The sequence below is a fragment of the Cupriavidus cauae genome, assembly GCF_026210475.1.
Lineage (GTDB): Bacteria > Pseudomonadota > Gammaproteobacteria > Burkholderiales > Burkholderiaceae > Cupriavidus > Cupriavidus cauae.
Genome location: NZ_CP080293.1, coordinates 976,825 through 1,002,152 on the forward strand (window position 1 = coordinate 976,825; position 25,328 = coordinate 1,002,152).

General features: G+C 69.1%; 18 protein-coding genes. 11 read left to right on the top strand and 7 right to left on the bottom strand.

The window, feature by feature from the left end; genetic code table 11:
• The first annotated feature begins 52 nt into the window (after positions 1-52).
• The 11 genes from KZ686_RS04420 to KZ686_RS04470 all read left to right on the top strand — a co-directional run bounded on the left by KZ686_RS04420 (position 53) and on the right by KZ686_RS04470 (position 15,913).
• On the top strand, positions 53-2,077 hold the full coding sequence (locus KZ686_RS04420) for an acetyl/propionyl/methylcrotonyl-CoA carboxylase subunit alpha (protein WP_226107989.1): 2,025 nt from the start codon (positions 53-55) through the stop codon (positions 2,075-2,077).
• 263 nt (positions 2,078-2,340) lie between these two features.
• Complete coding sequence (locus KZ686_RS04425; protein ID WP_265633086.1) at positions 2,341-4,956, top strand: hypothetical protein; 2,616 nt, start codon at positions 2,341-2,343, stop codon at positions 4,954-4,956.
• Positions 4,957-5,046: 90 nt separating this feature from the next.
• Positions 5,047-5,988, top strand: coding sequence for a 2-hydroxyacid dehydrogenase (locus KZ686_RS04430; RefSeq protein ID WP_265633087.1), 942 nt, complete (start codon positions 5,047-5,049; stop codon positions 5,986-5,988).
• 63 nt (positions 5,989-6,051) lie between these two features.
• Positions 6,052-6,993: a hydroxymethylglutaryl-CoA lyase gene (locus tag KZ686_RS04435; RefSeq protein ID WP_265633088.1), complete on the top strand. Its 942-nt coding sequence runs from the start codon at positions 6,052-6,054 to the stop codon at positions 6,991-6,993.
• Between the two features lie 142 nt (positions 6,994-7,135).
• On the top strand, positions 7,136-7,672 hold the full coding sequence (locus KZ686_RS04440) for a YbaK/EbsC family protein (protein ID WP_150082733.1): 537 nt from the start codon (positions 7,136-7,138) through the stop codon (positions 7,670-7,672).
• Positions 7,669-8,100 (top strand): thioesterase family protein, encoded by a 432-nt coding sequence (locus tag KZ686_RS04445; RefSeq protein WP_226107996.1) that lies wholly within the window; start codon positions 7,669-7,671, stop codon positions 8,098-8,100. The genes KZ686_RS04440 and KZ686_RS04445 overlap by 4 nt, the downstream gene beginning before the upstream one ends.
• A 239-nt stretch (positions 8,101-8,339) precedes the next feature.
• Positions 8,340-11,048, top strand: coding sequence for an F-box protein (locus tag KZ686_RS04450; RefSeq protein WP_265633089.1), 2,709 nt, complete (start codon positions 8,340-8,342; stop codon positions 11,046-11,048).
• A 33-nt stretch (positions 11,049-11,081) separates the two neighbouring features.
• Positions 11,082-13,769, top strand: coding sequence for a hypothetical protein (locus tag KZ686_RS04455; RefSeq protein ID WP_265633090.1), 2,688 nt, complete (start codon positions 11,082-11,084; stop codon positions 13,767-13,769).
• A 268-nt stretch (positions 13,770-14,037) separates the two neighbouring features.
• The gene (locus KZ686_RS25465) at positions 14,038-14,343 is read left to right on the top strand and encodes a DUF1289 domain-containing protein (RefSeq protein WP_322784902.1); all 306 of its coding nucleotides are present in this window, start codon (positions 14,038-14,040) and stop codon (positions 14,341-14,343) included.
• Positions 14,340-15,290, top strand: coding sequence for an MBL fold metallo-hydrolase (locus tag KZ686_RS04465; protein ID WP_265633091.1), 951 nt, complete (start codon positions 14,340-14,342; stop codon positions 15,288-15,290). The genes KZ686_RS25465 and KZ686_RS04465 overlap by 4 nt, the downstream gene beginning before the upstream one ends.
• Before the next feature lie 5 nt (positions 15,291-15,295).
• Complete coding sequence (locus tag KZ686_RS04470) at positions 15,296-15,913, top strand: GNAT family N-acetyltransferase (protein WP_149317599.1); 618 nt, start codon at positions 15,296-15,298, stop codon at positions 15,911-15,913.
• Here KZ686_RS04470 and KZ686_RS04475 read toward each other — a convergent pair.
• From KZ686_RS04475 to KZ686_RS04505, 7 genes are all read right to left on the bottom strand, one after another.
• Entirely contained in the window at positions 15,903-17,483 is a 1,581-nt protein-coding gene (locus tag KZ686_RS04475; protein ID WP_265633092.1) for an ABC transporter substrate-binding protein, read from the bottom strand. The genes KZ686_RS04470 and KZ686_RS04475 overlap by 11 nt on opposite strands.
• Before the next feature lie 210 nt (positions 17,484-17,693).
• Positions 17,694-19,988, bottom strand: a complete 2,295-nt coding sequence (locus KZ686_RS04480; RefSeq protein ID WP_265633093.1) for a TonB-dependent receptor — start codon at positions 19,986-19,988, stop codon at positions 17,694-17,696.
• A 244-nt stretch (positions 19,989-20,232) separates the two neighbouring features.
• Positions 20,233-20,871 carry a hypothetical protein gene (locus KZ686_RS04485; protein ID WP_265633506.1) on the bottom strand — a complete coding sequence of 213 codons (639 nt, stop codon included), beginning with the start codon at positions 20,869-20,871 and terminating at the stop codon, positions 20,233-20,235.
• Positions 20,861-22,180, bottom strand: a complete 1,320-nt coding sequence (zigA, locus tag KZ686_RS04490; RefSeq protein WP_150082740.1) for a zinc metallochaperone GTPase ZigA — start codon at positions 22,178-22,180, stop codon at positions 20,861-20,863. The genes KZ686_RS04485 and zigA overlap by 11 nt, the downstream gene beginning before the upstream one ends.
• Before the next feature lie 209 nt (positions 22,181-22,389).
• Positions 22,390-23,079, bottom strand: a complete 690-nt coding sequence (dksA, locus tag KZ686_RS04495; RefSeq protein WP_223819530.1) for an RNA polymerase-binding protein DksA — start codon at positions 23,077-23,079, stop codon at positions 22,390-22,392.
• Positions 23,080-23,502: 423 nt separating this feature from the next.
• Positions 23,503-24,600 carry a CobW family GTP-binding protein gene (locus tag KZ686_RS04500; RefSeq protein ID WP_265633094.1) on the bottom strand — a complete coding sequence of 366 codons (1,098 nt, stop codon included), beginning with the start codon at positions 24,598-24,600 and terminating at the stop codon, positions 23,503-23,505.
• Positions 24,588-25,133, bottom strand: a complete 546-nt coding sequence (locus KZ686_RS04505; protein ID WP_149317269.1) for a Fur family transcriptional regulator — start codon at positions 25,131-25,133, stop codon at positions 24,588-24,590. Before KZ686_RS04505 ends, KZ686_RS04500 begins: the two co-directional genes overlap by 13 nt.
• Positions 25,134-25,328 lie beyond the last annotated feature (195 nt).

Sequence of the window (25,328 nt, forward strand, 5' to 3'; positions counted from 1 at the left end):
CGCGGACACCAGCAGCCAGCCGGTCGCCGTTCCCCATCAACAAGGAGGAGCCATGTTCACCAAGATCCTGATCGCCAACCGCGGCGAAATCGCCTGCCGTGTCGCCGCTACCTGCCGGCGCCTGGGCATCCGCACCGTCGCGGTCTATTCCGACGCGGACGCGCAGGCGCGCCATGTCGCCTACTGCGACGAGGCCGTGCATATCGGCGGCGCCGCGGCGCGCGACAGCTATCTGCGCGGCGACCACATCATCGAGATGGCGCGCGCGACCGGCGCGCAGGCGATCCACCCCGGCTACGGCTTCCTGTCGGAGAACGAGGGTTTCGCCGAGGCCTGCGCCGCGGCCGGGCTGGTGTTCATTGGGCCGCCGGCATCGGCGATCCGCGCGATGGGCAGCAAGAGCGCGGCCAAGCAGTTGATGGAACGCGCCGCGGTGCCGCTGGTGCCGGGCTATCACGGCGAGGACCAGGACCCGGCGCTGCTGCGCCGCGAGGCGGACCGCATCGGCTATCCGGTGCTGCTCAAGGCGAGCGCGGGCGGCGGCGGCAAGGGCATGCGGGTGGTCGAGGACGCCGCCGGCTTCGACGCCGCGCTGGCCTCGGTCAAGCGCGAGGCCAGCGCCAGCTTCGGCGACGACAAGGTGCTGGTCGAAAAATACCTGACGCGGCCGCGCCATATCGAGATCCAGGTGTTCGCCGACACGCAGGGCAACTGCGTCTACCTGTTCGAGCGCGACTGCTCGGTGCAGCGGCGCCATCAGAAGGTGCTGGAGGAAGCGCCGGCGCCCGGCATGACCGCGGAGCGCCGCCGCGCGATGGGCGAGGCGGCGGTCGCGGCGGCCAAGGCGGTGGGCTACGTCGGTGCCGGAACGGTCGAATTCATCGCCAATCAGGACGGCTCGTTCTACTTCATGGAGATGAACACCCGGCTGCAGGTCGAGCACCCGGTGACCGAGATGATCACCGGCCAGGACCTGGTCGAATGGCAACTGCGCGTGGCCGCCGGCGAGCCGCTGCCGCTGTCGCAGGAGCAGCTGCGCATCGACGGCCATGCGCTCGAGGCGCGCGTCTACGCCGAGAATCCCGACAAGCAGTTCCTGCCGTCGACCGGCACGCTGCGCTACCTGCGCACGCCGCCCGCGGTGCAGTTCATGCGGGGCGAAGACGTGCACGGCCCCGCCGGCGTGCGGATCGATTCGGGCGTGCGCGAGGGGGATGCGATCAGCCCGTATTACGACCCGATGATTGCCAAGCTGATCGTCTGGGGCAAGGATCGCGACGAGGCGCTGGCGCGCATGCGGCAGGCGCTCGCCGCCTATCACGTGGTCGGCCTGTCGACCAATATCGCCTTCCTGCAGCGGCTGGTGGCCTCGGAGCCGTTCGCCAGGGCGGACCTCGACACCGGCCTGATCGCGCGCCATGAGGCCACGCTGTTCGCGCCGCCGGCGCCGGTCGGCATGGAGCTGATCGCGCTGGCGGTGGCCGCGCTGCTCGATGCCGAGGCGCGCGAGCGCCGCATCGATGCCGCGGATCCACATTCGCCATGGACCCATGCCGGCCCGTGGCGGCTGAACGCGGGCGCGCAGCGGGTGCTGCGCTTCGCGCATGGCGCGGACACGCTGGAAGTCACGCTGCAGGCCGATGCGCAGGGCAGCACGCTGTTCTATGCCGACCAGGCCGCGCCGTTCCGCACGCATTGCGTCGCCGACGACGTCCAGGTCGATCTCGGCACGCGCCGCGCGCACGGTCAGGTGCATCGCGACGGCGATGTCTTCCATGTGTTCGCCGGCGGACGCCACGTCGCGCTGGAATGGAAGGACCCGCTGGCGCACGCGGGCGATGCCGAAGGCGAGGGCGGCAAGCTGACCGCGCCGATGCCGGGCAAGGTGATCGCCGTGATGGTCGAGGCGGGCGCCACCGTCACGCGCGGCACGCCGCTGCTGGTGATGGAGGCGATGAAGATGGAGCACACCATCAGCGCGCCGGCCGACGGCGTCGTCGGCGAAGTGCTGTATGGGGTCGGCGACCAGGTCGGCGAAGGCGAGCAGTTGCTCGGCTTCGAGGCCAAGGCGGGTTGAAGCTTCGCGGGCAGGGCGTGCGGTACTTGCGTTGCGAAATGCAAGATTCGCATGCCTTCCCGCAAGCCGGCTGCGGCGTCGCGTTGACAATGGCCCGATGCCTTGTCTTCGCGAGGCCGGTGCCCGGGTGCCCCGCCTGACATCGAGCCCACGGCATCGGCGCTCTCCCGGGTTCCCCGGGGCGGGCGCCATCGGCAGGTCGGCACCGGACCGCATGGCTTCGCGGCACGAGGAAATCCTCAATCGCACATTCTGAGTTTCCCATGCCCCGATACACCCTCGACGCCTGCGCACCGCCGCCATGCAACGCGGCCGCCCCCACCGCGGCCGCCACCTCCGCCACCCGATCCCCCGAACACGATTTCGGCGTGTTCCGCTTCGACGGCTATGCCGTCTCCATCAGGATGGACGACCGCGGCATGCGAGCCGAGCGGCTCGTCAAGCATGCCACGTCACCCGGTCCCCTTCATGCGCTGCTGTACTGGTTGAAGACCCTGTTCAAGGCCGAGGGCGGCGCGTCGTGGTATCTGAACAAGCGCGACAGCAACGACGTGATCGGACAGCGCTGGGCGCAGGACAGGCAACGGCATCTGCGATCCTTCACGACGTCCGCGCCGCCGCAATCGACGCAATCGACGCAATCGACGCAATCGACGCAATCGACGCAATCGCCGCGGCCACCAACGGACCTGCCGGCGCTTGCTTGCGCCGAGGCGGCCTGGACAGTCGTGCTCGGTTGCCTCAATAGCCGCGATCGTGCCGCGATCGGACTGACCTCGAAGCGCATGCAGTACGCGATGCACGGCGAGCTCGCTCTGCAGGGTGCCCTGGCCCGCGCGCGCGGCCTGCGCACGCTGGAGGGCCTGCAGAAGGTTGCGGCGGACTACGGTCTGGACACCGGGCAGCAGGCCGATCCCACCCGAGCGGACAGGCTGATGCCAGGACAGAAGGAGGCGCTCGTCGTCGCGCTTGCCGAGCGCATCCCGATGCTGGAAGGGGGGCGGCACGGCGCGGCATTGGACTATCTGTGCCGGCAGGCCGCGGGCCTGGAGGGCCGCACCGGCCTGCGCGTACGCGCCGCGCTGCTGATGTCGCTGCCCAAGGAGCAGCGCGAAAAGGCGGCCGCCGTGCTCTTGCCCGACAAGGCAGCCTACGCCGCGCTGATCCGCTCGCAGACGCCCCAGGAACAGCGGGAGCGGCTCGTCGCCATCACCGAGGCCTTTCTGCACCAGCCCGGCACCGCCGAGCCGGCCGTCAGCCGCTGGGACGAGCTGCTTGCCGATGCCAGGGGCGACCTGCTTGCCCGGCCCGCTCTGGCGGGGCGGCAACTGTTTGCGCTGGCCACATGCCTGAAGAAGATCGCAAGGCCTGGCGGGAACGACGATCGCGAGCTGCTCGCGGCCGCGCTGGATCGCTGGCATGCGCTGCGTCAGCAGTTGCCGGCATTGCCCGCCACGGAAGCCGTCGAACTCGCGTATGCCCTCTCCAGAAGCCTCGAGCGTCTCGAGGCCGACAGTGTCGAATGGGCGAAGGCGGTGGCGTTGCTCGATGCCTGGCAAGCCAGCGTGAAGCTGACCTGCGAACAGCAGGTCAGGCTCCTTGCCCGGCTGGCGCACATGAAATCGACGGAAGGGTTGGCCAAACGCTGGTCGGCGGTGTGGGACCGTATCGAAACCGGGCAACTTGGCCACCTGGGCCCCCAGGCCGCGCGTGAGCTCGCGTGGGTGCCGGCGCAGGAGGGCTGGCAGCGCGTGGTGAACTTCTGCATGGACGATCGCAAGGCCTCGCCGAATCAACGCGCCGATATGCTGCTCGCCCTGGTCCAGTTCGTCGAGATGAGGCGGTTCTTCTTCGGCCAGCTCGACGTCAAGGCATTGAAGCCCGAGCTTCACCAGGCCGCGATGAAGCTGATGGAGAGCGGTGGGCCCGTTTTCCCGCTGCTGCGATGCCAGTGGCGGCCGAAGGCCGAGACCGCCGCGGCCATCCGGAAGCATCTCGAATGGCCGCGCCATTGCGAGGCGCTGGTGCAATGGCTCGAGTACCGTGGTCATCGGGATGCGGCGCCGCAGTGGAGCCTGTCGGATCTGCTTGCGCTGCAACCGGACCTGGCCCGGCTCGTGGAGCGTATCGTCCGGGATGGCGACGGTGCGACGGGAGACGCCGGCGAGCGGGTGGCGATGGCGGTGGCCGCATGGGCCGATACGCAGATCGTCAGCCAGCAGGTGGAGCCTGCGCTGGCGCTGGCAGAGGCGTTGCTGCCGCTGGTACAGGCCACGTGCCGCCATGATCGCGGCGGCGCCGCTCTGCCGCGGTTGGCGCAGCTGATCAACAGCATCATTCTGGTGGCGAACGAGCAGCCCGACATTGCACGCGCCGGTCGCATCGACGCGTTGTTCGAGGCGACCTGGGCGCTTGCGGATGCGCTGCCGCCCGCCGACCGTCGCGCCATGCTGGATGCGCTGATCGTGCTGAAAGAGCCGTTGCAGCCGAACGAGATACGCCGCACGCCGCAATTCTGGGCCGGCAGGACGCTGCTTCGTGCCGCGCAGGCAATATCGGACGACATGCCGGGCCGCGCCAATCTGCTGGTGGGGCTGGCGAAGGCCGAATACATGCTCGATGGCCAGTCCAACCTCGGCGCCCACTTTGGCAGTGCGCGCATGCAGATCCACCTCAAGACCGTCGCGTTGCCGGACAGGGAGTTTGCGGTGGCCGCGGAACGCCTCGCGCTATGGTTCGCCGGCCGGCCAGCGGACCGCGCCGAGGCCCGGGCATGGGAAAAGGCGAAGTCGGCCTTCCTCGCCCGGGTGCGAGGCCTGTCAGTCGAACACCACATGGCGCGCCAGCGTATCGAGCACTGGATGGAACCGGAATGGTAGGCGATCCCGTCCCGGCTCTGCCGGCGCCGGCTGGAGAATGACGGAGTCTGAGACAATACGCCGGGACAAGACCAAAGACGTGGAGAAGCGATGAAGCTGCAGTTGTACGTGCCCGATGGCCGCTATGCGCCGTGGATCGAGGGGTTTGCGCAGGCCCTGCCCGAGGCGCAGTGCGTCACCTGGGAAGAGAGCCAGGGACAGCCGGTCGACTATGCGGTGGTCTGGCGCCCGCCGCTCGAGATGCTGAAGGGACGCCGCGACCTGAAGGCCGTGTTCAATCTGGGCGCCGGCGTGGACGGCATCCTGCGGCTGCGCGACACCGACCCGGACGCGCTGCCGGCCGGCGTGCCGATCGTGCGGCTCGACGATGCCGGCATGGGCGCGCAGATGGCCGAGTACGTGACCCACGCGGTGCTGCGCTATTTCCGCCGGCTCGACGACTACGCGGCGCAGCAGCAGGCGGGCACCTGGAAATTCCTCAAGCCGCATCGCCGCGCCGATTTCACCATCGGCGTGATGGGCGTCGGCACGCTGGGCGCGCATATCGCCCGCACGCTGGCTGCGTTCGGCTTTCCGGTGCGCGGCTGGAGCCGCTCGCCGAAGACCGTCGAGGGCGTGCAGTGCCATGCCGGCGAGGCAGGGCAGGCCACCTTCCTCGACGGGCTGCGCGTGCTGGTCAACGTGCTGCCGCTGACGCCGGAAACCGAGAACATCATCGACGCGGCGCTGCTGAACCGGCTGGCCAAAGGCGCCTATCTGATCAACGTCGCGCGCGGCCCGCACCTGGTCGAAGAGGATCTGCTGGCAGCGGTGCAGCAGGGCCAGATCGCCGGCGCGACGCTGGACGTGTTCCGCACCGAGCCGCTGCCGCCCGAACATCCGTTCTGGGGCGAGCCGCGCATCACCATCACGCCGCATATCTCGGCGCTGACGCTGCGCGAGGACAGCATCGCGCAGATCGCCGACAAGATCCGCGCGCTGCGGGACGGCCGGCCCATCGCCGGCGTGGTCGATCTGCAGCGCGGCTACTGACCCGCGCCACGAAAAACCGGACCGCCGCCGCGAGCGGCGGCCACCACCAGACGAGGAGCAGCGATGAACCAACCCAACTACGTGAAGATCGTCGAGGTCGGGCCGCGCGACGGCCTGCAGAACGAGAAGGCGATGGTGCCGGCCGACACCAAGGTCGCGCTGATCGACCGGCTGACCGAGGCGGGCTTCGTCAATATCGAGGCGGCCTCCTTCGTGTCGCCCAAGTGGGTGCCGCAAATGGCCGACGGCGCCGACGTGATGGCGCGCATCCAGCGCCGGCCCGGCACGCTGTATTCGGTGCTGACGCCGAACATGAAGGGCTTCGAGGGCGCGGTGGCGGCGGGCGCCGATGAAGTGGTGATCTTCGGCGCGGCCAGCGAGGCCTTCTCGCAGAAGAACATCAACTGCTCGATCGCCGAATCGATCGCGCGTTTCGAGCCGGTGGCGGCCGCGGCCAGGGAGAAGGGCATTCGCTTGCGCGGCAGCATTTCGTGCTCGCTGGGCTGTCCCTATCAGGGCGAGGTGCCGGTCGCGGCGGTGGTCGACGTGGTATGCCGGATGCGCGACCTGGGCTGCGACGAGATCGACATCGCCGATACCATCGGCGTCGGCACGCCGGCCCGCGTGCAGGAGGTGATGCGCGCCGCCGCCGGCGAGTTCGCGCTGGACCGCCTGTCCGGCCATTTCCACGATACCTATGGCCAGGCGCTGTCGAACATCCTCGCCAGCCTCGACGTCGGCATCCAGATCTTTCACGCGTCCGTGGCGGGCCTGGGCGGTTGCCCCTATGCGAAGGGCGCGACCGGCAATGTGGCGACCGAGGACGTGCTGTACATGCTGCACGGCATGGGCGTGCACACCGGCATCGACCTGGAGCAGGTGGTGCGCGCCGGCGACTTCATCTCGCAGGCGATCGGCCGCGCCAACAACTCGCGGGTGGGCCGCGCGCTGTTGACCAAATGGGCCGCCGACAAGGCCGAGGGGAACGCCGCGGCCTGCGTTTGATTCTGAGCCTGGGCCTGGGCCTGGGCCTGGGCCTGGGCCTGAGCTTGAGTCTGAGCTTGAGTCTGAGCCCGGGCCTGGGCCTGAGCTTGAGCCTGTCCGACCTATCCAACCAAAAACAGGAACGCGCGGAGACCGAAGCCCGATGCAGAACCTCGCCCAACCCTTGTCGTTGTCCGCAGGCACCGCCACCGAGGCCGCGTTGCCCGAATCCGCCCAGCGCGTGGCGCGCCTGCTCGCCGAACTGGGCCATGACAAGCCGATCGTGATGCTGCCGTCGACCGGCAAGACCTCGGCCGAGGCCGCCGCCGGCCTGGGCTGCTCCGTCGCCGAGATCGCCAAGTCGATCGTCTTTCGGCGGCTCGACGACGATGCGCCGGTGGTCGTGATCGCCAGCGGCAGCAATCGCGTCGACGAGGCCAAGGTCGCCGCGCGCGTCGGCGCGCTGGGCAAGGCCGATGCGCGTTTCGTTCGCGAGAAGACCGGCTATGCCATCGGCGGCGTCTGCCCGATCGGCCATGCGGTCGCGCCGGTGATGCTGCTCGATCGCGACCTGTTCCGCCATGACAGCCTGTGGGCGGCCGCCGGCCATCCGCACGCGGTGTTCAACCTGACCCCGCAGCAGCTGCAGGCGATCACCGGCGCGGAAGTGGCCGACGTGGCCCAGGAGGGCGCGGCATGAGCCCCGATCTGAAGCCCGGCCTGGCCTTCACCTGGCGCTATACGGTGCCACGCAAGGCGACCGTGCCCAATCTCTACGACGACGTGCCGGGTTGTCCCGAGATGCCCGATGTGCTGGCCACCGGCTACATGGTCGGCATCATGGAATGCGCCTGCCTGCAGATGCTGCGCGAGTACCTGGACTGGCCGCGCGAGCAATCGCTCGGCACGCTGGTCAGCTTCACGCATCTGGCGCCGACGCCGGCCGGCATGACGGTCACGGTCAAGGGCGTGCTGACGGCGATCGAGGGCCGCAAGCTGCGATTCGAGCTGTCCGCCTGGGATGGCGAGGACAAGATCTCCGAAGGCGTGCACGAGCGCCATCTGATCGACGCGGCGCGCTTCAACGACAAGGTCGCCGCCAAGCGGGAACGCGCGGGCGGCGCGTAAGGATTCGGCGCCGGCGCCGAGGTCCTGAACGGGCCGTCGGGGCCATCGTGAGGCCATCGGGGTATTCAGGGATATTCGGGGGCCATCGGGGGCATCGGCGACACGGCGCGCCATGGCGTTACGTTGCTTGAAAGGCTTGCGTTTGCCGCGCTTTTGACAAGCGGCGAGGCACCACGTGGGAACAATACCGGGTCAGGCTCGCCTCCCCACGTCATGCTCACCGGCCTCGCCGGAACGCCATGCCCGAATCGTTCCACTACATCTACCACGGCCCGCCGCCGCCGCGCCTCGAAGACGTCGAACGCCTGCAGCCCGTCTTTCGCCGCGCATACCCCGTCAATATCGTCTGGCTCAAAGGGAAGCCGGTGCGTGCCGAACGCGTGCACGCCGCCGAGCCCCGATCGCCCTGGCAGCGGCTGATCGATTGGCTTCGCAGTCTGTTTGGCCTCGCGGGCGGCCGTAGCTGGGCCATCGGTGCGCGCGACGCCCGCAGCCTCGTCAAGCAGCGGCAACGGATCGAGCGGGGGTGGTGGTCCCGGCAGCCACAGGGGTCCGCCGCGACGGATCGTACCGCGGCGGGTGGGCGAGCCGAACCGGCCCCCAGTGCCCACTGCCCGCCCGTGACAATGCACGTCCCAACGCACGTTCCATCGGCCCTGTGGCGTCAGGTATGCCGATTCCTGCAGCCGGAAGACGTGCTGGCGCTCGCCATGGTCAGCAGGGACGCGAAGCGCGCCATCGTCAGCCAGACGCTGGTCGCGCGGGCCATGCAAGGGGCATCGAATGCCGCGTCGTTGTCTGCCATGCTCGCCGTCATCGACGATATGGCCGGCTGGCATCGGCGACACGACCCCTGCTGGCCGGTGCCGATGGCCGACCGGGCCTCCGTTCTCGCCGCGCTTGCCGCGCGCGTGCGTGTCCTGCTGAATGGGCAGCAGCCGGCCGCCTGCGCGGCGTTGCTCGATGCCGCGGAGCGTCTGGACCATCCCGGTGCGCGCGCCGGCGTGCTTGCCGCGATCGCCACGGCCCTCAATCCGGTTTGCCATGCCGACCGTCATGCCATCGCCGACCGTCTCCTCGGCATGATCCTCGCCTTGCCGGACGAGCTGCAATACGCCGCGCTGTGCGCGGTGCTGGGCAGTCCGAGGCCGCGGGATGTGCGATTGGCGTTTACGGCGCTCACCCGCACTGGCGGAAACTGGTTTGCCGTGGTGGAGCGGCTGCCGGCGTCGGATCGGGCGCGCGCGGGACGGAACCTGCTGTGTGCCCTGTTCGAGCGAGGCCACACTCTCGCCAGCCCGGGTGTGCTGCACGCCATGCTGGTCGATGCGCAGGACGACGCCGCGGATTGCCCCGCCTCGAAGGCGATCCTGCTGGAAACGATAGGCACCGCATGGGTCGCCAGTGGCGATGCCGCGCAGGACGAGGCGCGGTGGCGCTCGCTCTTCCAGCAAGCCTGTGCGCTGCCGGCGACGATGTTCGAACCGGTGGTGCACGGCCTGCGTGGCAGCCTGCGTGAATTGCCGGAGGCGGCGGCGGTGGCCTGCACCGCGGCCTTCCGCACGTGGATCGAGACGGCTTCGCTGTCGGCATCGCAGCGGGTCGACCTCGGCGCGGGGCTGATCCACCGTCTGCCGCTGGAGGACCGTGCCGTCTATTGGCACGCCAGATGGTCCGACTGGCGCAATGGCCGGCATGACGATGAGGCGCACGCCATTCGCCTTGCCGGCAAGCTGATCAACATGCTGTGGTGCGTGCCATCGCTGGCCGGCTGGCCAGCGCCCCTGGACGATCGCCATGGCGCTCCCCTCGCGCCCGCGCTGCGGGCCCGGCTGTTGACGATGCTGCCGTTGGAGGCCATGCGCGACGAACCCGGTTGCCTGGCCGCCGTGGTGGAGGAATCCATGCGGCTGGCAAAGCAGCACGACAGCCCGGGAGCCGCGTTGTGGTGGTACTTGGCCGGCTCGCTGTCATGGGCGCAGCGGCGCCAGGTCGAGTCGTTGCTCCGCCGAATGGAGCCGGCCAGGCTGGTCGGCGCGCTGCATGACGTGATGCAGGGCGGCGAGGCCCGCTCGCCCAATGCCGCCACGCTGGCGATGAGCCGGCTGGAGAAGCCCCGCACAAGCGCGAAAGAGGCCCCCGCGCGCATCCGCCTGGCCACGCTGATGGCCAGGCATTACGAGCAGGAGCTTCGCGCCGGCGGCGCACTGCGCGAGCGGCTCGGCCACGTCGGAACGTTGACTGACGAGCTGGAGGCCAGCGCGCCGGTGCAGGGGCAGGACGAATTCGCCACCGCGATGGCCGTGCTCGGCAACACCACGGCCATGGCGGCAAGCCTGGGCAAACGCGGGGACGATGTATCGGCGGCAGATGCGATCGTGCGGCGAATCTGGTACTGGATCGAACGGATGCGGGCCTCGACGCGGATGGCGATCGTCCAGGCCCTGCTCGATCGCAATGCGGGGTCACGGCGCAACACTGCCGCCATGTTCTACGACTATCTGTCCCGATCGAGCCTCGCTCATATGATAAAACTGGCCTCGCGCAGCGCTGCCCAGGTGCCGATCGCGCAGCGTGGGGAGCTGCTGGTCGAGCTGGCCAGCGCGCATATCGAAGCGGCCAGCGCCGGTTTCGATGCCACCCGCCTGGCGCAGTGGAACATGTTGCGCAGCGCCGTGCCGGCGGGCCATCGTTTGCGCATGCTGGCCGCCGCGGGACCCTGGATCACGCGTGCTCCCAAGGACGACAGCCTGCGATCGATGTGGCTCGATTGCCTGGCGGACTATGCGGCGCTGTGCGATCGCCTCGCGGCCGTGGACCAGCCCTGCGTCGCCCAGTGGCGCGGCCTGGCCAAGGCGGCATTGTCGCCAGAGGCGGCGCCCGCGGGCGTCGATGCACCGAATCCCGATGCCGACCCGAGTCCCATCGCCGCGTCGGCACCCGGTTGATGGCGTGCCCCTTGCGCACTGACGAGCTTCCCCATGCCGCATCCTCCCAAGTATCTCTACGAGCCGGCCCATGCGGACAGCATTGCCGCGCTGTCCCGCCTGGGACGTCCGCCGTCGGGCGGCGCACAGACCGTTGGCGTCTTCCGTTTCCGCGGCGGTGAGCCGGTCCGCATCGAGCGTCTGGACGATGACACCTTTGTGGCGATCCGGCTCGATGCATCGGGCCGGCCGCGCCGCTTGCCCGGAAGCTTGCTTGACCGATTGCTCGATGTCATACGGTCGCTGTTCCGGCTGGAGGGCGGGACGCGGTGGTCGCTGACCAAGAGTGACTGTCGCGAGATGGAGTCCTGGATGTTCGCGTTGTCCGCGCGCGCGATGCAACAGGAAGCGCGATGCCGGCGCGAGCGTGCCGCGATGCGCGATCGGCGCGACGCCAGCACGCTGTCACGGTTCGAGGCGCTGCCGCTGCCCTTGCTGCACGCGATCAGCGCGAGACTCGGCTTGCAGGACTGCCATGCCCTGCGGCAGGTCTGCTCTCGCTTCGCAGAACCGATGGCGCACTGCGTGCCCTTGCTGCACGCGGAATCATGGACGACGCTGGCTGCGCTGCGCCGCGCGCTCGCCCATCTGTCGCCGAAAACGGCGGACGCACCGTTCGCCGCTCCGCCGGATCGATCGACGCGCGACAAGGCATTGAAGCGGGCGGCCGGCCGCATTTCGGTGCTGCCGGCCAGCCAGCGTCGCGCCGCCCTGCAGACCGTGCTGGGCGGGATCGAGCAGGCGTTTCCCGACGGCGACGGCGGTGCGGTAGCGATGCGCGTGCTGGCTTCCCGGCTGGCGCAGTTGCCATGTGTCGACCGTGACGACAGACGCGAGGTACAGCGTCTGGCGTACCAGCTTTGCGGCGCGCTCGAGCGTCTGCCACTGGCCGATCGGGTCGGCGCGGCCCTGCGGCTGTGCAGGAGCCCGATGCTGTCGATCGCCGACCGCGTGCGCGCGCTGCTGGTGCCGGACTCGTGCTGGGTGCTGGCCGCGCGGGTGGTACCGGCGGCCGAGCGGCGCCGTGTCATCGACGAGCTCGTCGCGCTGGTTGCCCTTGTTGCGCAGCCGTCCCGTTTGCCACCATCGAAGGCAGTGCCGATGGCCCAGCAAGCCCTGCCCCTGGCCGAGCTCGATCCGGCCGCCGGCGCGCATGCGCTCGCGGCCCTGTTTCGCATCTCGTCGCCCGCCATGCTGACACACGACTGGCCGGCCGAGGCGCGAGGCGGCGAAACGTCGTTCCGCACTGGCGTGGCGGTATGGGAGCACCTGGTGGCAACGGCGATCACGTGGCCGACTCAGGCGGCCGCTCTTCTGCTCAAGGCGCTGTTGCAGGCGTTGTCCGCGCTGCCGAACCAGGGCGCCAAGGATAGGGCCCGCCTTGCGGTAGGCAGATGGCTGGAGAACGCGGCCAACCTGCCAGCCCATGACCGCCGCGCGATCGACGCACTGCTGTTCGCGCTGCTGGCCCGGCCCGCGCGGCTCGCCGCCTGGAACGCGATGTGGGCCGCCCTGGCGCCGTCGAAAACGCAAGACGACACGGAGGTGGATGTGGGCCAGATCGCGAGATGCCTGGTGTACCTGGCCGATGCCCAGCAGTGGGAGCCGATGCTGCTGCCCCGGCTCGAGCGGTTGCCGCCGCAGCAGCAGGCGGCGATGCTGGCCAACCTGCCGGCATACCTGTACACCGGACCGCATACGATGGAGCTGTTCGAGCGGGTGGTGGACCTGGCGGTCCACCATCGCCTGTTGAGACCTCTGACGTTGTGGTACCGCGCCCGCACGGCGCGGGACTACGGCCGATACAGCGATGCGCTGGACAGTGCGCTGATCTGCCTGCCGAAGCTCGAGCAGGCGGAGTGGATCGTCGCGCTGTCGCGCAATCGCGTGGTGCCCGAGCTGTGGATCGACGTGGGGCTGGCCGCGATGGAACCGCCGTTGCCGAATGCGGCGCTGCAGGCGTCGCTGCTCGGTGCCGTGGTGTCGCAGTGCCATCAATACGGCGTCCGTCTGGACGAAGTCTGGCAACCGCGGGTCGTCGGCCTGACCCAGGCATTGGCGCAACTGGAGGGTACGGCGGCCGGCCTGGACACCAGGGCGGTCTCGGCGCTGGTCGGCATCGGCGACACCATGCTGCAATTGCACGACGGCCTGGCGAAGTCCGCCCGGCCGGCGTGGACGGCGGACTCGATCCCCGCCTTCGTCGATGCCGTATGGAGGCAAGTCGAGAAGTTGCCTTTTGCCAGCGCGCTGAGCATGATCGCCAACCTGTGCGTGCCGCGCGCGCTGTTCGCTCCATCGTACGAGCGGCACTTTCATCTGACCACAGTGCGGCATGCGATTGCGCTGCTGCCGGCGTTGTCGCCGCAGCAACGCGGCGACTTGCTGCCGAGTCTGATCGACATGGAGTCGGGGCCCAAAGGCGCGCGGCCGGTCGATTGGCGCGGTTTCGACAGCTGCCGCCAGGCACTATGGCAGGCGGTCGCGGCGCTGCCTGCCCGTGAGCGAGCCCGAACCGGCCTGCTCGACCAGGTGTCGCACTGGTTCGCCCGTTCGCCTGCCGACGCGCGCAGCCGGCAGGCGTGGAGGGACGCGCGCCGCCAATACCTTGCAATGGTCGACGCCGCGCCCCCCGAGCAACGTCCGGTACTGGTCAGGCGCCGATTCGGAATCTTCGGCTGATCCGCTGATCCGCTGATCCGGCTGATCCGCTGATCCGCTGATCCGCTTATCCGCTTATCCGCTTATCCGCTTATCCGCTGTTCCGGCTGATCTGCTGATTCCGCTGATTCCGCTGATTCCGCTGATTCCGCTGATTCCGCTGATTCCGCTGATCCGCTGATCCGGGGAAGCGCGGGGCGCCCAATCCGTAAGGCTGTGCCGTCCGCCCAATGGCGCTACACTGCGTCGATCAGCCAGGCCATTCGTCCCCATGTCAGCCGACCCCAAATTGATCGCCGACCTGCGCCGCCGCGCGCTTGCCGCCCAATATGCGAAGCCGGTCGCCTCGCCGTGCCGCGATGTCTGCCGCATGGGCCAGCACGGCTATTGCGAGGGCTGCTTCCGTACCATCGACGAGATCGCGGGCTGGGCCAATCGCAGCGAAGACGACAAGCGCGCCATCTGGCAGGCGCTGCCGCAACGCGCCGCGGCAGCGGACGCGGCCACCGTGTCCGACATGTCCGGCACGTCGGATACGTCCCGCCCGTCCGATATGTCCGACGCGTCCGACACGATGCAAGCAGGCCGGCCATGACGCAATCCACGGCAAGCGAGCAAGGCGCAGCAGGCCAGAGGCTGCCCGCCGGCATCCGCGTGTTCGAACGCGGCTGGCTGTCGGCCAACAACGTGCTGCTGATCGACGGGGACGATACCGTGCTGGTCGACAGCGGCTATGTCAGCCACGCCGAGCAGACCCTGGCCCTGGTCGAGGCCGCGCTGGACGGCAAGCCCCTGAAGCGGCTGATCAATACCCATCTGCATTCGGACCACTGCGGCGGCAATGCGCTGCTGCAGCGGCGTTGGCAGCCGCGCACGTGGATTCCCGCGGCCGAGGCGCGTGCCGTGGCGCAGTGGGACGTCGATGCGCTGACCTACCGCGCCACCGGCCAGCAGTGCGATCGCTTCGCCTTCGATGCGCTGTTGGAGGATGGCCAGTCGATGCGGATGGGCGGCATCGACTGGCAGGTCATCGCAGCGCCCGGGCACGACCCGCACGCGGTGATGCTGTTCGCGCCGGCAGAGCGCATCCTGATCTCCGGCGATGCGCTGTGGCAGCATGGCTTCGGCGTGATCTTTCCCGAGCTCGACGGCGACAGCGGTTTCGCCGAACAGGAAGCCGTGCTGCGGCGGATCGCCGAGCTCGATGTGCGGCTGGTGATCCCCGGGCATGGCAGTCCGTTCACCGATGTCGGCGCGGCACTGGAGCGCGCCAATGGCCGCCTCGACTATCTGCGTGCCGATCCGCGCCGCAACGCCGCGCACGCGCTGAAGGTGCTGGTCAAGTTCAAGCTGCTGGAGCAGCGTCAAATGACGCGCGACGCGCTGCTGCAGTGGATGGCGCAGGCACCGCTGCTCGAGCGCGTGCGGCTGCGCTATCTGGACGGCGCGCCGCTGCCCGAGGTGCTGCAGCAGGTCGTGACGGGCCTGGTCAAGGCGGGCGCGGCGACGGTCGACGGCGATACGGTTTGCAATTCGGATTGAGCGCGATGGGAACCGTGCCGATCCTGCGTGGCGACGGGTTTTCGCTGCGCCCGTTTCGACAGGCCGATGCCGAGCAGTTGGCCGCCGCCGTGCAGGAGTCGATGGCCAGCCTCGCGCCATGGATGCCTTGGGCCCACCTGCGCTACAGCGTGCGCGACGCGCAGTTGTGGATCGATACCTGCGCGGACAATCTCGCGGCCGGCCTCTCCTACGACATCGGCATCTATTCGGAGGACGGCCGCGTGCTGTTCGGCGGCGTCGCGCTGAACCAGATCTCGACCGAGAACCGCATGGCCAACCTGGGCTATTGGGTGCGCAAGAGCCGGCAGGGCGAGGGGCTTGCCACCCGCGCCGCCTGGATGATGGCCTGCTTCGGTTTTCATCGCCTGCATCTGACCCGCATCGAGATCGTCGCCGCCGAGCAGAATCTGGCGAGCCGCCGCGTCGCCGAGAAGACCGGCGCGCTGCTCGAATGCGTCGCGCGCAACCGGCTGGTGCTGCGGGGCGTGCCCTGCCGCGCGGCGATCTACTCGCTGGTGCCGGAGTCGGTGATGCCTTCCGTTCCGACCCCGGCGCCGAGCCGGACCCCGGCGCCGGCCTCGCCCCGGGCCGTCAGCGAGTAATGCTGAACGCGTAGGTGCGTTCGTCCTGGCGCGGGATCACGGTCAGGCCCTTCTTCGCCGCCCACACATTGATCTGGTAGTACAGCGGGATCACGCCGTAGTCCTTGATGCCGATCTCGGTGGCCTCCTGCAGCAGCTTCTCGCGCCCGCGGTCGTCGATCGTCGTCAGCGCGGTGCTGAGCTTGGCGTCCAGCGCCGGGTTGCTGTAGCGGCCCCGGTTCGATGCGCCCCAGCCCTTGGCGGGATCGTAGGTCGCCAGCAGCGACTTCAGCGACGAGCCGGCCTCGCCGGTGTCGGCGCCCCAGCCGGCCAGCATGAACGAGAAATCGAGCTTGTTGGCGCGCGTGAAGAAGCTCGCCGACGGCATCGCCTCGACGCGCGTCTGGATGCCGATGCGGGTCAGCATCGAAGCGATCGCCTGTGCCACCTGCTCGTCATTGACATAGCGGTTGTTCGGCGTATGCAGCGTCAGCTGGAAGCCGTCGGGATAGCCGGCCTCGGCCAGCAGCCGCTTGGCCGCCGCCGGATCGGCGGCATCGGGCTTCAGGCCCGGCACGTGGCCGAACAGCGAGCTGTTGACGAGCTGGCCGGTCGGCTCGGCCGCGCCTTCCATCACGCGGTCGACGATCGCCTGGCGCGAGATCGCCTTCGAGATCGCCTGGCGCACGCGCGCGTCCTTCAGCGGATTGCGGGGCAGCGGCTTGCCGGCCTTGTCGGCGACAAAGGGCGACACCTCGCGGTCGCTGTCCATGTGCAGGTACATCATGCGGAAGGTCGGCACCTTGAACACGGACACGCCCGGATCGGCCGACAGCTTGCGGATATCCGAGGTCGGCACGTTCTCGATCACCTGCACGTCGCCGGCCAGCAGCGCTGCCACGCGCGGCGCGTCGTTGGTCAGGATGCGCAGCGACACCGTGTCCCATTGCGGCTTGTTGCCCCAGTAGGCGTCGTTGCGCGTCAGCTCGATGCGGTCGCCCTTGCGGAAGCTGACGAACTTGTACGGCCCGGTGCCGACCATCGCCTTGCCGCTGTTGAAGTCGTCGCTGGAGGCGTTGCCCGCCGCCTGCTTCGACACCATGTAGATGGTCGACAGATCGTTGGGCACCAGCGGATAGGGACCGTGGGTGGTGATGCGCACGGTCAGCTTGTCGACCGCCACCACGTCCTTGAAGCCCTTGGTGTAGATCGTGTACGGCGAGGGGCTGTTCTTCACGGTGGCCGGCCGCGCCAGCGAGAACACGACGTCCTGCGCGGTGAATTCGCTGCCGTCGTGGAACTTCACGCCGGGCCGCAGCTTGACCTCCCAGGTGGTCTCGTCGACCGCGCGCCAGCTCAGCGCCAGCGCCGGCTTGAAGCGCATCTTCTCGTCCTTGGCGATCAGCGTCTCGAACATGTGCTCGGCGACGTTCGCGTTGGGCGTGACGTTGTGATAGTGCGGATCCAGCGAGGTGATATCGCCGGACAGGCCGATGGTCAGGCTGGCCGCGTGCGCGGGCAGGGCGGCGGCGCCGAAGGCCAGGCTTGTGGCCAGCACCGCGGCGCGCAGGGTACGACGAACGAATGGCATCGGGCACTCCCGTCGGTTGAGGTGTGCGGCATTGTCCGGACCGCGCTCTTGCAGTGTCAAGACGGATAGACCCGCGGCGCGGCGCTGCACCCGCAGCAGGCAGGCCAGGCCACGGCCGGCCCCCGCGCGCCCCGGTCGAGTGCCTGTTGCACCGCGATGGAACGTCGCCCCGGTAGCCGGGAAACGGTGCCCGGCCACCGGCGCGCACCGCTAGAACGTCGTGCGCATGCCCACCCGCACGCTGCGGCCTGCCATCGGCGCGATGTCGCGCAGGATCGAAGTGGCATTGCGCGCCTCCTCGTTGGTCAGGTTGTCGCCGCGCAGATAGAGCAGGGTTTGCGTGCGGCCGCTCCTGATCTTGTAGGTCAGCGCGACGCCCAGCATCGTGTAGGCGTCGGTGGGCGTGTCGTTGGCCGGCACGCGGGTCTGCTTCGCGGCCCAGGTCAGGTCGATGCGCGCGCCGAACGGCCCGGCGCCGTAGACCAGCGCGCCGCCCAGGCGCAGCGGCGCCAGCCGCGGCAGCGGTTCGCCGGTCTCGCGGTTCTCGCCGCGCACGTAGTCCGCACGCGCCTCGAAGTCCAGCGTATCGCTGCCGGTCAGCAGCTTGCGCGCCAGCCGGGTCTTGCCTTCGGCCTCGAAGCCGTACAGCGTCGCGGGGATGCCGAGGTAGCGCAGCTCGGGCAGGGCGTCCGCGCTGCCGGGCGCCACCAGCTCGCCTTCCTCGTTGCGTGCGTTGCCCGTCGCGGACAGCGCCAGATAGTTGGAGAAGCGGCTGTAGAAGCCGGACACGCCGGCGCTGTGGTCACCCTGCTTGAAGCGCAGGCCGAGGTCGACCGAGGTCGCGCGTTCCTTGTTGGCGTTCGGATCGCCCTGCTCCCAGGCGCCGGTGGCGACGTGCGGGCCGTTGGCGTAGAGCTCGTAGAAGGTCGGCGCGCGCTCGGTGTAGGCGACGTTGGAGGTCAGCGACCAGGCCGGGCCCAGCTTGTACAGCAGGCCGGCCGAGGCGCTGCCCGCGTTGAAGCTGCGGTTGGCGTCGGCAAAGCGTTCGTTGCCGCCGGCGGTGGCCTTGACGCTGGTATGGTCGATGCGGCCGCCCAGGTTCAGCTTCAGGTTGCCGGCCGCATCCAGCGGCATTTCCTCGAATACGAACAGCGCGGCATTGTCGGTGTCGCTGCTGGGCACGAAGGCTTCCTCGCCCAGCGCGGAGAAGCGGGTCGCGCCGAACTGCGCGCCGATCACGCCGCGCATGCGGCCGATGTTGCCGTGCTGCGCTTCGATGCGGGCATCCCAGCCCTTGTTCTTGAACACCGTGCCGGTCTCGCCGCCCTCGATTTCCTTGTGCTCGTAGTCGGTATAGCCGAACTTGCCCTTGACCGATTCGAACCAGCCGCCGGTGGTGCCGGACAGGTTGCGCGCCTCGCCTTCCAGCGCGAAGCGGTCCTGCTTCATGTTCAGCCGCACCTCGTCTTCGGCGGGCGTGCCGTAGTCGTTGCGATAGGCGCTGTAGCTCGCGCCGACGAAGCCGTCGGCCCAGGTGTAGGAGCCGCCCAGCGCGCCGCCGTGCTGCTCGGCGTTGGTGTTGGGCAGCCGGCCGCGGACCTCGGTCTCGCCTTCCTCCAGCGGCTGGCTGTTGCGCAGCCGCTCGCTGCGGGCGAAGCCGGGAATGCGCAGGTCGCTGGTCTTGCGGGCGAACGCGTCGGCGTGGATCGCGAACTTGCCGTTGCCGGCCTCGACCAGCCCGCTGGCATTGCGCGCCGCGTCGCCGTCGATGGTGGCGCTCAGATCGGTGGCGCCGGTGACGCCTTCGATCGGCGCCTTCGGGATGCGGTTGTCGATCACGTTGACCACGCCGCCGATCGCATTGCCGCCGTACATCAGCGCCGCGGGGCCGCGCACGACTTCGATGCGCTCGGCCACCAGCGGGTCCAGCGGCACCGCGTGGTCGTAGGACAGCGTGGCGGCGTCGATGCTGCTGCCGCCGTTCTGCAGCACCTTGATGCGGTCGCCGTCGAGGCCGCGGATCACCGGCCGGCTCGAGTTCGGACCGAAGTAGGTCGACGACACGCCGGGCAGGCTGTTCAGCGTTTCACCGAGCGTGCTGTTCTGGCGCACGGCCAGGTTGTCGCCCTGCAGCGTGGAGACGGCCGGCACCAGCGAATTCAGGTCGCTGCCGAGCGGGTTGGCGGTGACCACGACTTCGCCGAGGGTCGGGGCGGCTGCCGCGGGGGTGGCGGCCGGCATCGCGGCAGGGGCGGCCGGTGCGGCGCTGGCTGCAGTGGTGGCAGTGGTGGCAGCGGGCACCGCGGCCGGTGCGGCGGGCGGGGCGCTCTGGCTCCAGGCGGCGGGTGCCGCCAGGCACAGCGCGACGGCGGCCAGCGGCGTCAGGCGGGTGCCAAGCCGATGCGACAGGTCTTGCGTCAGGTGTTGCAGAAGGTCGTACGTCGGGCGGACCGAAGCGTGAGAGGAACGGCGTGCGGCGGCGGTGCGTTGCAGGGTCGGATTCATGGCTCGCGATGCGAAGGACATCGGGGGGCGATCGGCGCGATCGCTGACTGATTGCCCGGCTGGCGCGGCAAGGCACGTCCCGCCGCGATGGCATGGGAGTGCGGGCCTGTCGCCAGCATGGCGCCGGGATGTCGCCGGGATGTCGGCGGGATGTCGGCGGCATGTCCGGGGAGTCGTGCCGGTCAGCGTGGTCGAACGTCGGGATCGCCGGGTCGTCAACAAGCGGCCGCGAGGGCGGCCGGGCTCAGGCGAAGGCGAGCGAAGCGGGTGGGGCGCGCGTCAGGAAGCTGCGCTGCGGCGGCAGGTGCGGCCAGCGCCAGGTGATGCCGGGCGGCACCAGCGGCTTGCCGTGCGACAGCAGCGGCATCGGTGGCGCACCGCAGGCGCCGGGGGCCTGCGTGGCCGCGTCGAACAGCACGCACGAGTGGGTCGATGCGCGCGCGCTGTCCGGTGCGTGGCGGTCGGTGCCGGTACCGGTGTCGATATCGGCATCGGCATCGGCATCGGCATCGGCATCGGCATCGGCATCGGTGGCGGAGGCGGAGGCGGAGGCGGAGGCGGAGGCGTCGTCGCGCGCGGCTGTCGCGGTCGCAGCGGCGGTGGGCGATGCCTGCCCGGCCAACGTCAGCCCGGCCGACATCAAGCCGGACGACATCAGCCCGGCCGACATCAAGCCGGACGACATCAGCCCGGTCGACATCAGCCCGGTCGACATCAGCCCGGTCGACATCAGCCCGACCGGCGCGCCGCCATGCTGGATGCGGTGAACCAGGCCGGCGTGCTGGGCCAGCAACAGGCACAGCACCAGCCACAAGGCCCACAGTCCACCGGTCAGGCGGCCTGTGCCTCGGCGCCGCAGCTTGCGCAGCAACTCAGTGCGCATGTCCGCCATGGTGGCCGCAGTCGCAGGGGCCGCCATCGTGATCGTGATCGTGACGGTGATCATGTTCGTGATGATCGTGGTCATCGTCGCCGAAGGCGTCTTCCCAGCTGGGGAAGGGATCATCGTAGGCGGCCCAGGCCTCGGGCCCGGCCGCCATCTCGGCATCGGTCAGCAGGCAGGCATCGAGCGCGGCCTCGAGCGCGGCGCGGTCCATGTTCTGGCCGATCAGCACCAGCTCCTGGCGCCGGTCGCCGAACGGGGCCGGCGCGCCGTCGACTTCCGAGTCGGCGCGGATCGCGGCCAGCGTGTCGTCGTCCTGCGGCCAGTCGGCCCGATCGACCGCGGCCCACCAGGCACCGGCGCCGCCATGGCGGCACACGCCGCCGGCCTGGCTCCAGCTGCCGGCCACTTCCATGCGGCTCGCCAGCCAGAAGAAGCCCTTCGAGCGCAGCACGTTGCCATGCTGGCGCAGCCATTCGGTATGGATCAGGTCGGCGAACCGGCGCGGGTGGAACGGGCGGCGGCGCCGGTAGACGAAACTGCCGATGCCGTAGGCCTCGCTCTCGGGCACATGCTCGCCGCGCAGTTCGGCCTGCCAGCCCGGCGCGGCCGCGGCGGCTTCGAAGTCGAAGCGGCCGGTGTCGAGCACCTTGTCGAGCGGCACCTTGCCGAAGCTGGCGGGCACGATCTCGGCGCGCGGGTTCAGCACGTGCAGCAGCGCCATCAGCCGCTCGCGCTCGGCATCGTCGACCAGATCGATCTTGTTCAGCACGATCACGTCGCAGAACTCGACCTGCTCGATCAGCAGATCGACCACGGTGCGGTCGTCCTCGTCGTCGCGGGCCTGGCCGCGGTCGCGCAGATAGTCGGCCTCGTCGAAGTCCTGCGGGAAATGCGCGGCGTCGACCACGGTGACGATGGTGTCGAGCCGGGCCAGGCTGTCGAGCGCGTGGCCGTGCTCGTCTTCGAACGTGAACGTTTCGGCGATCGGCAGCGGCTCGGCCACGCCGGTCGATTCGACCAGCAGATAGTCGAAGCGCCCCTCGCGCGCCAGCGCGGCGATCTCGACCAGCAGGTCCTCGCGCAGCGTGCAGCAGATGCAGCCGTTGGACAGCTCGACCAGCCGCTCGCCGGCCTGCGCCAGCACGCCTTCGCCGACCAGACGCGCATCGATGTTGACGTCGGCCAGGTCGTTGACGATGACCGCCACCCGCTTGCCTTCGCGGTTGGCCAGCACGTGCTGCAGCAGCGTGGTCTTGCCGGCGCCGAGGAAGCCGGCCAATACGGTGACGGGAAGACGGTCGGCCATGGCGATCTGGAGGATGAGGGGGGATGTCGCGCGGCGGCGCGCAGGGCGGATCGCCGGCTTATTGCAACAAGGTTGCGACTGTAGCAGAAATGCGAGGCCGCGGCACCTTCGCTGTCGCCTCCCGGCGACGGCTCCGGTCTGTCTCGGGTACAAAAGCAAACGGCCCGGAGTTCCGGGCCGTTGACAGCGCAGATCGAGGGGCGCAGGCCTCAATCGCCGAACAGCTTCTGGCGCAGTTCGCGGCGCTGCTGGGCTTCCAGCGACAGCGTCGCGGTCGGGCGGGCCAGCAGGCGGGGCACGCCGATCGGCTCGCCGGTTTCCTCGCACCAGCCGTATTCGCCCGACTCGATGCGGGCCAGCGATTGTTCGACCTTCTTCAGCAGCTTGCGCTCGCGGTCGCGCGTGCGCAGCTCCAGGGCATGTTCTTCTTCGATCGTGGCGCGGTCCGCCGGATCCGGCACGATGACCGTTTCGCGCAGATGTTCGGTGGTCTGGTCGGCGTTCTTCAGGATTTCGTCGCGCAGCTGTTCAAGGCGGTTCTTGAAAAAGGCCAGTTGGGCCTCGTTCATGTAGTCCTTGTCGTCCATCTTCAGGATTTCAGCTTCAGTCAGAAGTTTATTGCTGCTCATGGTTGCTGCTGATTCTCTTGTTGATGCGACCGGCGGCGTCGTGTTCCGCGCGGATGCAGTGTCGGTCCGCTTGCGCGGTTCGACCGTTTCACTCTGGCTGGCTGCTGCAGTCTTGCTGCTTCGCGTGCCTCCCTTTGCCGCTCCGGTACCGGCCTGCGCCGAGCCGTTCCGGGGGGTAGGCGCAGCTTGCTGTCCCTGCGCCTTCGTCGTAGCGGCCGCAGCACCAGCGGTTTTGCTGCGGCTTTCTTTGGTTTTTGCTGCGGCTACCATGGGATCCCTTTCTCGGCGTCGGTCGACATCGGTCGGCGTCGTTGCCCCAGCGGCAACGCCTGAAACGTTGCGGCACGAGATCCCGCGCGTTCGACGGCCATCGCACGAGCACAGCGGCCGCACCGGAGGACGGCCGTCTGATGCTGACGACAACCGCCGCCCTGCATACGACGCAGGCGGCGGCAAGACCGCGCTGCCCGCATCACATCCGGCTTATTGTACTTGAACAAATTACCAGGAGATACGGTGGAAAACCGGACCGGATATTCGGTGTTTCACCGAGCCGCGCACGCTGCGTATCACCGTGCAGCGGCGGCGCCGTGTCACCCATCCGGGTGCCGCAGTGCGGCAAGCAGGGCGCCTGCATGGCGCTTGCATGACGGAAACCGAGGCCCGGAGCGGGCCCGCGGCGGGCACCGATAATCAGGCGAGGCAGTTGGCCAGGCCCTTCAGAATGGCGTCCTTGGGCAGGTCGACACCGATAAACACCATTTTGGTGCTCGGGGTTTCGTCCTCCCATTTGCCGCCGATGTCGCTGCCCATCAGCTGGTGCACGCCCTGGAATACCACCTTGCGGTCGACCCCTTCCATATAGAGCACGCCCTTGTAGCGCAGCAGCTTCTCGCCGTAGACGGTCAGGATCCCGGACAGGAATTCCTCGAGCTTGCCGTAGTGGAAGGGCTTTTCGCTGCGGAAGACGAACGAGCCGATGCGGTCGGTGTGGTGGTGATGATGGTGGTGGTTGTGGTGGTTGTGGTGGCCGTGACCGTGGTCGTGCGCGTGTTCGTGATCATGGTCATGGCCGCAGTCGGCGCCGCAGTGCTCGCCATGCTCGTGGTCATGGTCGTGCCCGTGTTCCTCGGCGCGCAGGAAGTCCGGGTCGATCTCCAGCTTGGCGTTCAGGTTGAAGCCGCGCAGGTCGAAGATCGAGTCGATCGGCGCCTCGCCGAAATGGGCGGTGCCGATCGGCGCGCGCGGGTTCATCTGCAGCACGCGATGGCGCAGGTCGGCCAGCTCGTCGGCCGACACCAGGTCGGCCTTGGTGATGAAGATCGCATCGGCGAAGCCGACCTGGCGCTGCGCCTCTTCCTGCTTGTCCAGCTGCTGGTTGCCGTGCTTGGCGTCTACCAGCGTGACCACCGCGTCGAGCAGATAGCGCGAGGCGATCTCGTCGTCCATGAAGAAGGTCTGCGCCACCGGGCCGGGGTTGGCCACGCCCGTGGTCTCGATCACGACCCGGTCGAAGTCGATCTCGCCGGCGTCGCGGCGGCCGATCAGGTCCGACAGCGCCTGCACCAGGTCGCCGCGGATCGTGCAGCAGATGCAGCCGTTGCTCATCTGCACGATCTGTTCGCGGCCGTCCTGCACCAGGATCTCGTTGTCGATGTTCTCCTCGCCGAACTCGTTTTCGATCACGGCGATCTTCATGCCGTGCTGTTCGTTGAGGATGCGCTTGAGCAGCGTGGTTTTGCCGCTGCCGAGAAAGCCCGTCAGGATCGTGACCGGGATCAGTTTGGACATGTTGGTTCTCCGGGATGGGGGGAAGCATCAACGGCACCGTTGGCGGGCGCGTCGGCCACGGTGCGCGCGCCGCATTCGGCGCAGATGCCGTTGACGGTCAATTCGACGTGTTCGACCGCGAAGCCGCTCGGCACGGGCGGCGCGGCCTGCCGCGGCGGCGCGCTGCCGGCGTCGAGGCAGAAGGTGCGGTCGCACCGGCTGCAATGGAAATGGCTGTGCCGGCGATGGACCTCGGCGCGCGCCGCCTCATGTTCGATCAGGCTGAAGCGGAACACGCGGTCGTTGCCGGCGCGCTTTTGCGCCAGCCCCTGCTCGACCAGCCAGTCGAGCACCCGATAGACGGTGACGCGGTCGATTGCCTCGGCGCCGCCGGGAAGGCGGTCGATCACGGCCTGGTGGGTCAGCGGAATGTCGCTGCCGATCAGGCAAGCCAGGATGCAGACGCGCGGTTGCGTGACGCGCGCACCCAACGCCCGGAGGCGTTCCTGTGCCGCATCGACGGCGGCCGGCAGGCTGGGAGTGGGCGAAGACATGGGGCGATTTAACCATAGTGCCCCCGGAGATGCAATTCAGTTGCGAGAGCGGGCCGCCCGGGAGCCTCATGGCCCGAGCTGGCGGCCGATCGCCGCGCCTCTGTAGTTTTGACAACGCTACAGGACCGGTGGCGGGAAATATGGGAAGCGCCGGCGTGTGTCCCATGGCCGGCGCCCGGGCATGCGCCGTGCTCC

Bases quoted from the DNA above. Each gene is read 5' to 3' on its own strand.
- KZ686_RS04475 (WP_265633092.1), bottom strand. From the start codon at position 17,483: ATGCCATTCGTTCGTCGTACCCTGCGCGCCGCGGTGCTGGCCACAAGC.
- KZ686_RS04425 (WP_265633086.1), top strand. From the start codon at position 2,341: ATGCCCCGATACACCCTCGACGCCTGCGCACCGCCGCCATGCAACGCG.
- KZ686_RS04485 (WP_265633506.1), bottom strand. From the start codon at position 20,871: ATGCGCACTGAGTTGCTGCGCAAGCTGCGGCGCCGAGGCACAGGCCGC.
- KZ686_RS04435 (WP_265633088.1), top strand. From the start codon at position 6,052: ATGAACCAACCCAACTACGTGAAGATCGTCGAGGTCGGGCCGCGCGAC.
- zigA (WP_150082740.1), bottom strand. From the start codon at position 22,180: ATGGCCGACCGTCTTCCCGTCACCGTATTGGCCGGCTTCCTCGGCGCC.
- KZ686_RS04455 (WP_265633090.1), top strand. From the start codon at position 11,082: ATGCCGCATCCTCCCAAGTATCTCTACGAGCCGGCCCATGCGGACAGC.
- KZ686_RS04500 (WP_265633094.1), bottom strand. From the start codon at position 24,600: ATGTCCAAACTGATCCCGGTCACGATCCTGACGGGCTTTCTCGGCAGC.
- KZ686_RS04440 (WP_150082733.1), top strand. From the start codon at position 7,136: ATGCAGAACCTCGCCCAACCCTTGTCGTTGTCCGCAGGCACCGCCACC.
- KZ686_RS04505 (WP_149317269.1), bottom strand. From the start codon at position 25,133: ATGTCTTCGCCCACTCCCAGCCTGCCGGCCGCCGTCGATGCGGCACAG.
- dksA (WP_223819530.1), bottom strand. From the start codon at position 23,079: ATGGTAGCCGCAGCAAAAACCAAAGAAAGCCGCAGCAAAACCGCTGGT.
- KZ686_RS04470 (WP_149317599.1), top strand. From the start codon at position 15,296: ATGGGAACCGTGCCGATCCTGCGTGGCGACGGGTTTTCGCTGCGCCCG.
- KZ686_RS04480 (WP_265633093.1), bottom strand. From the start codon at position 19,988: ATGAATCCGACCCTGCAACGCACCGCCGCCGCACGCCGTTCCTCTCAC.
- KZ686_RS04430 (WP_265633087.1), top strand. From the start codon at position 5,047: ATGAAGCTGCAGTTGTACGTGCCCGATGGCCGCTATGCGCCGTGGATC.
- KZ686_RS04445 (WP_226107996.1), top strand. From the start codon at position 7,669: ATGAGCCCCGATCTGAAGCCCGGCCTGGCCTTCACCTGGCGCTATACG.
- KZ686_RS04465 (WP_265633091.1), top strand. From the start codon at position 14,340: ATGACGCAATCCACGGCAAGCGAGCAAGGCGCAGCAGGCCAGAGGCTG.
- KZ686_RS04420 (WP_226107989.1), top strand. From the start codon at position 53: ATGTTCACCAAGATCCTGATCGCCAACCGCGGCGAAATCGCCTGCCGT.
- KZ686_RS04450 (WP_265633089.1), top strand. From the start codon at position 8,340: ATGCCCGAATCGTTCCACTACATCTACCACGGCCCGCCGCCGCCGCGC.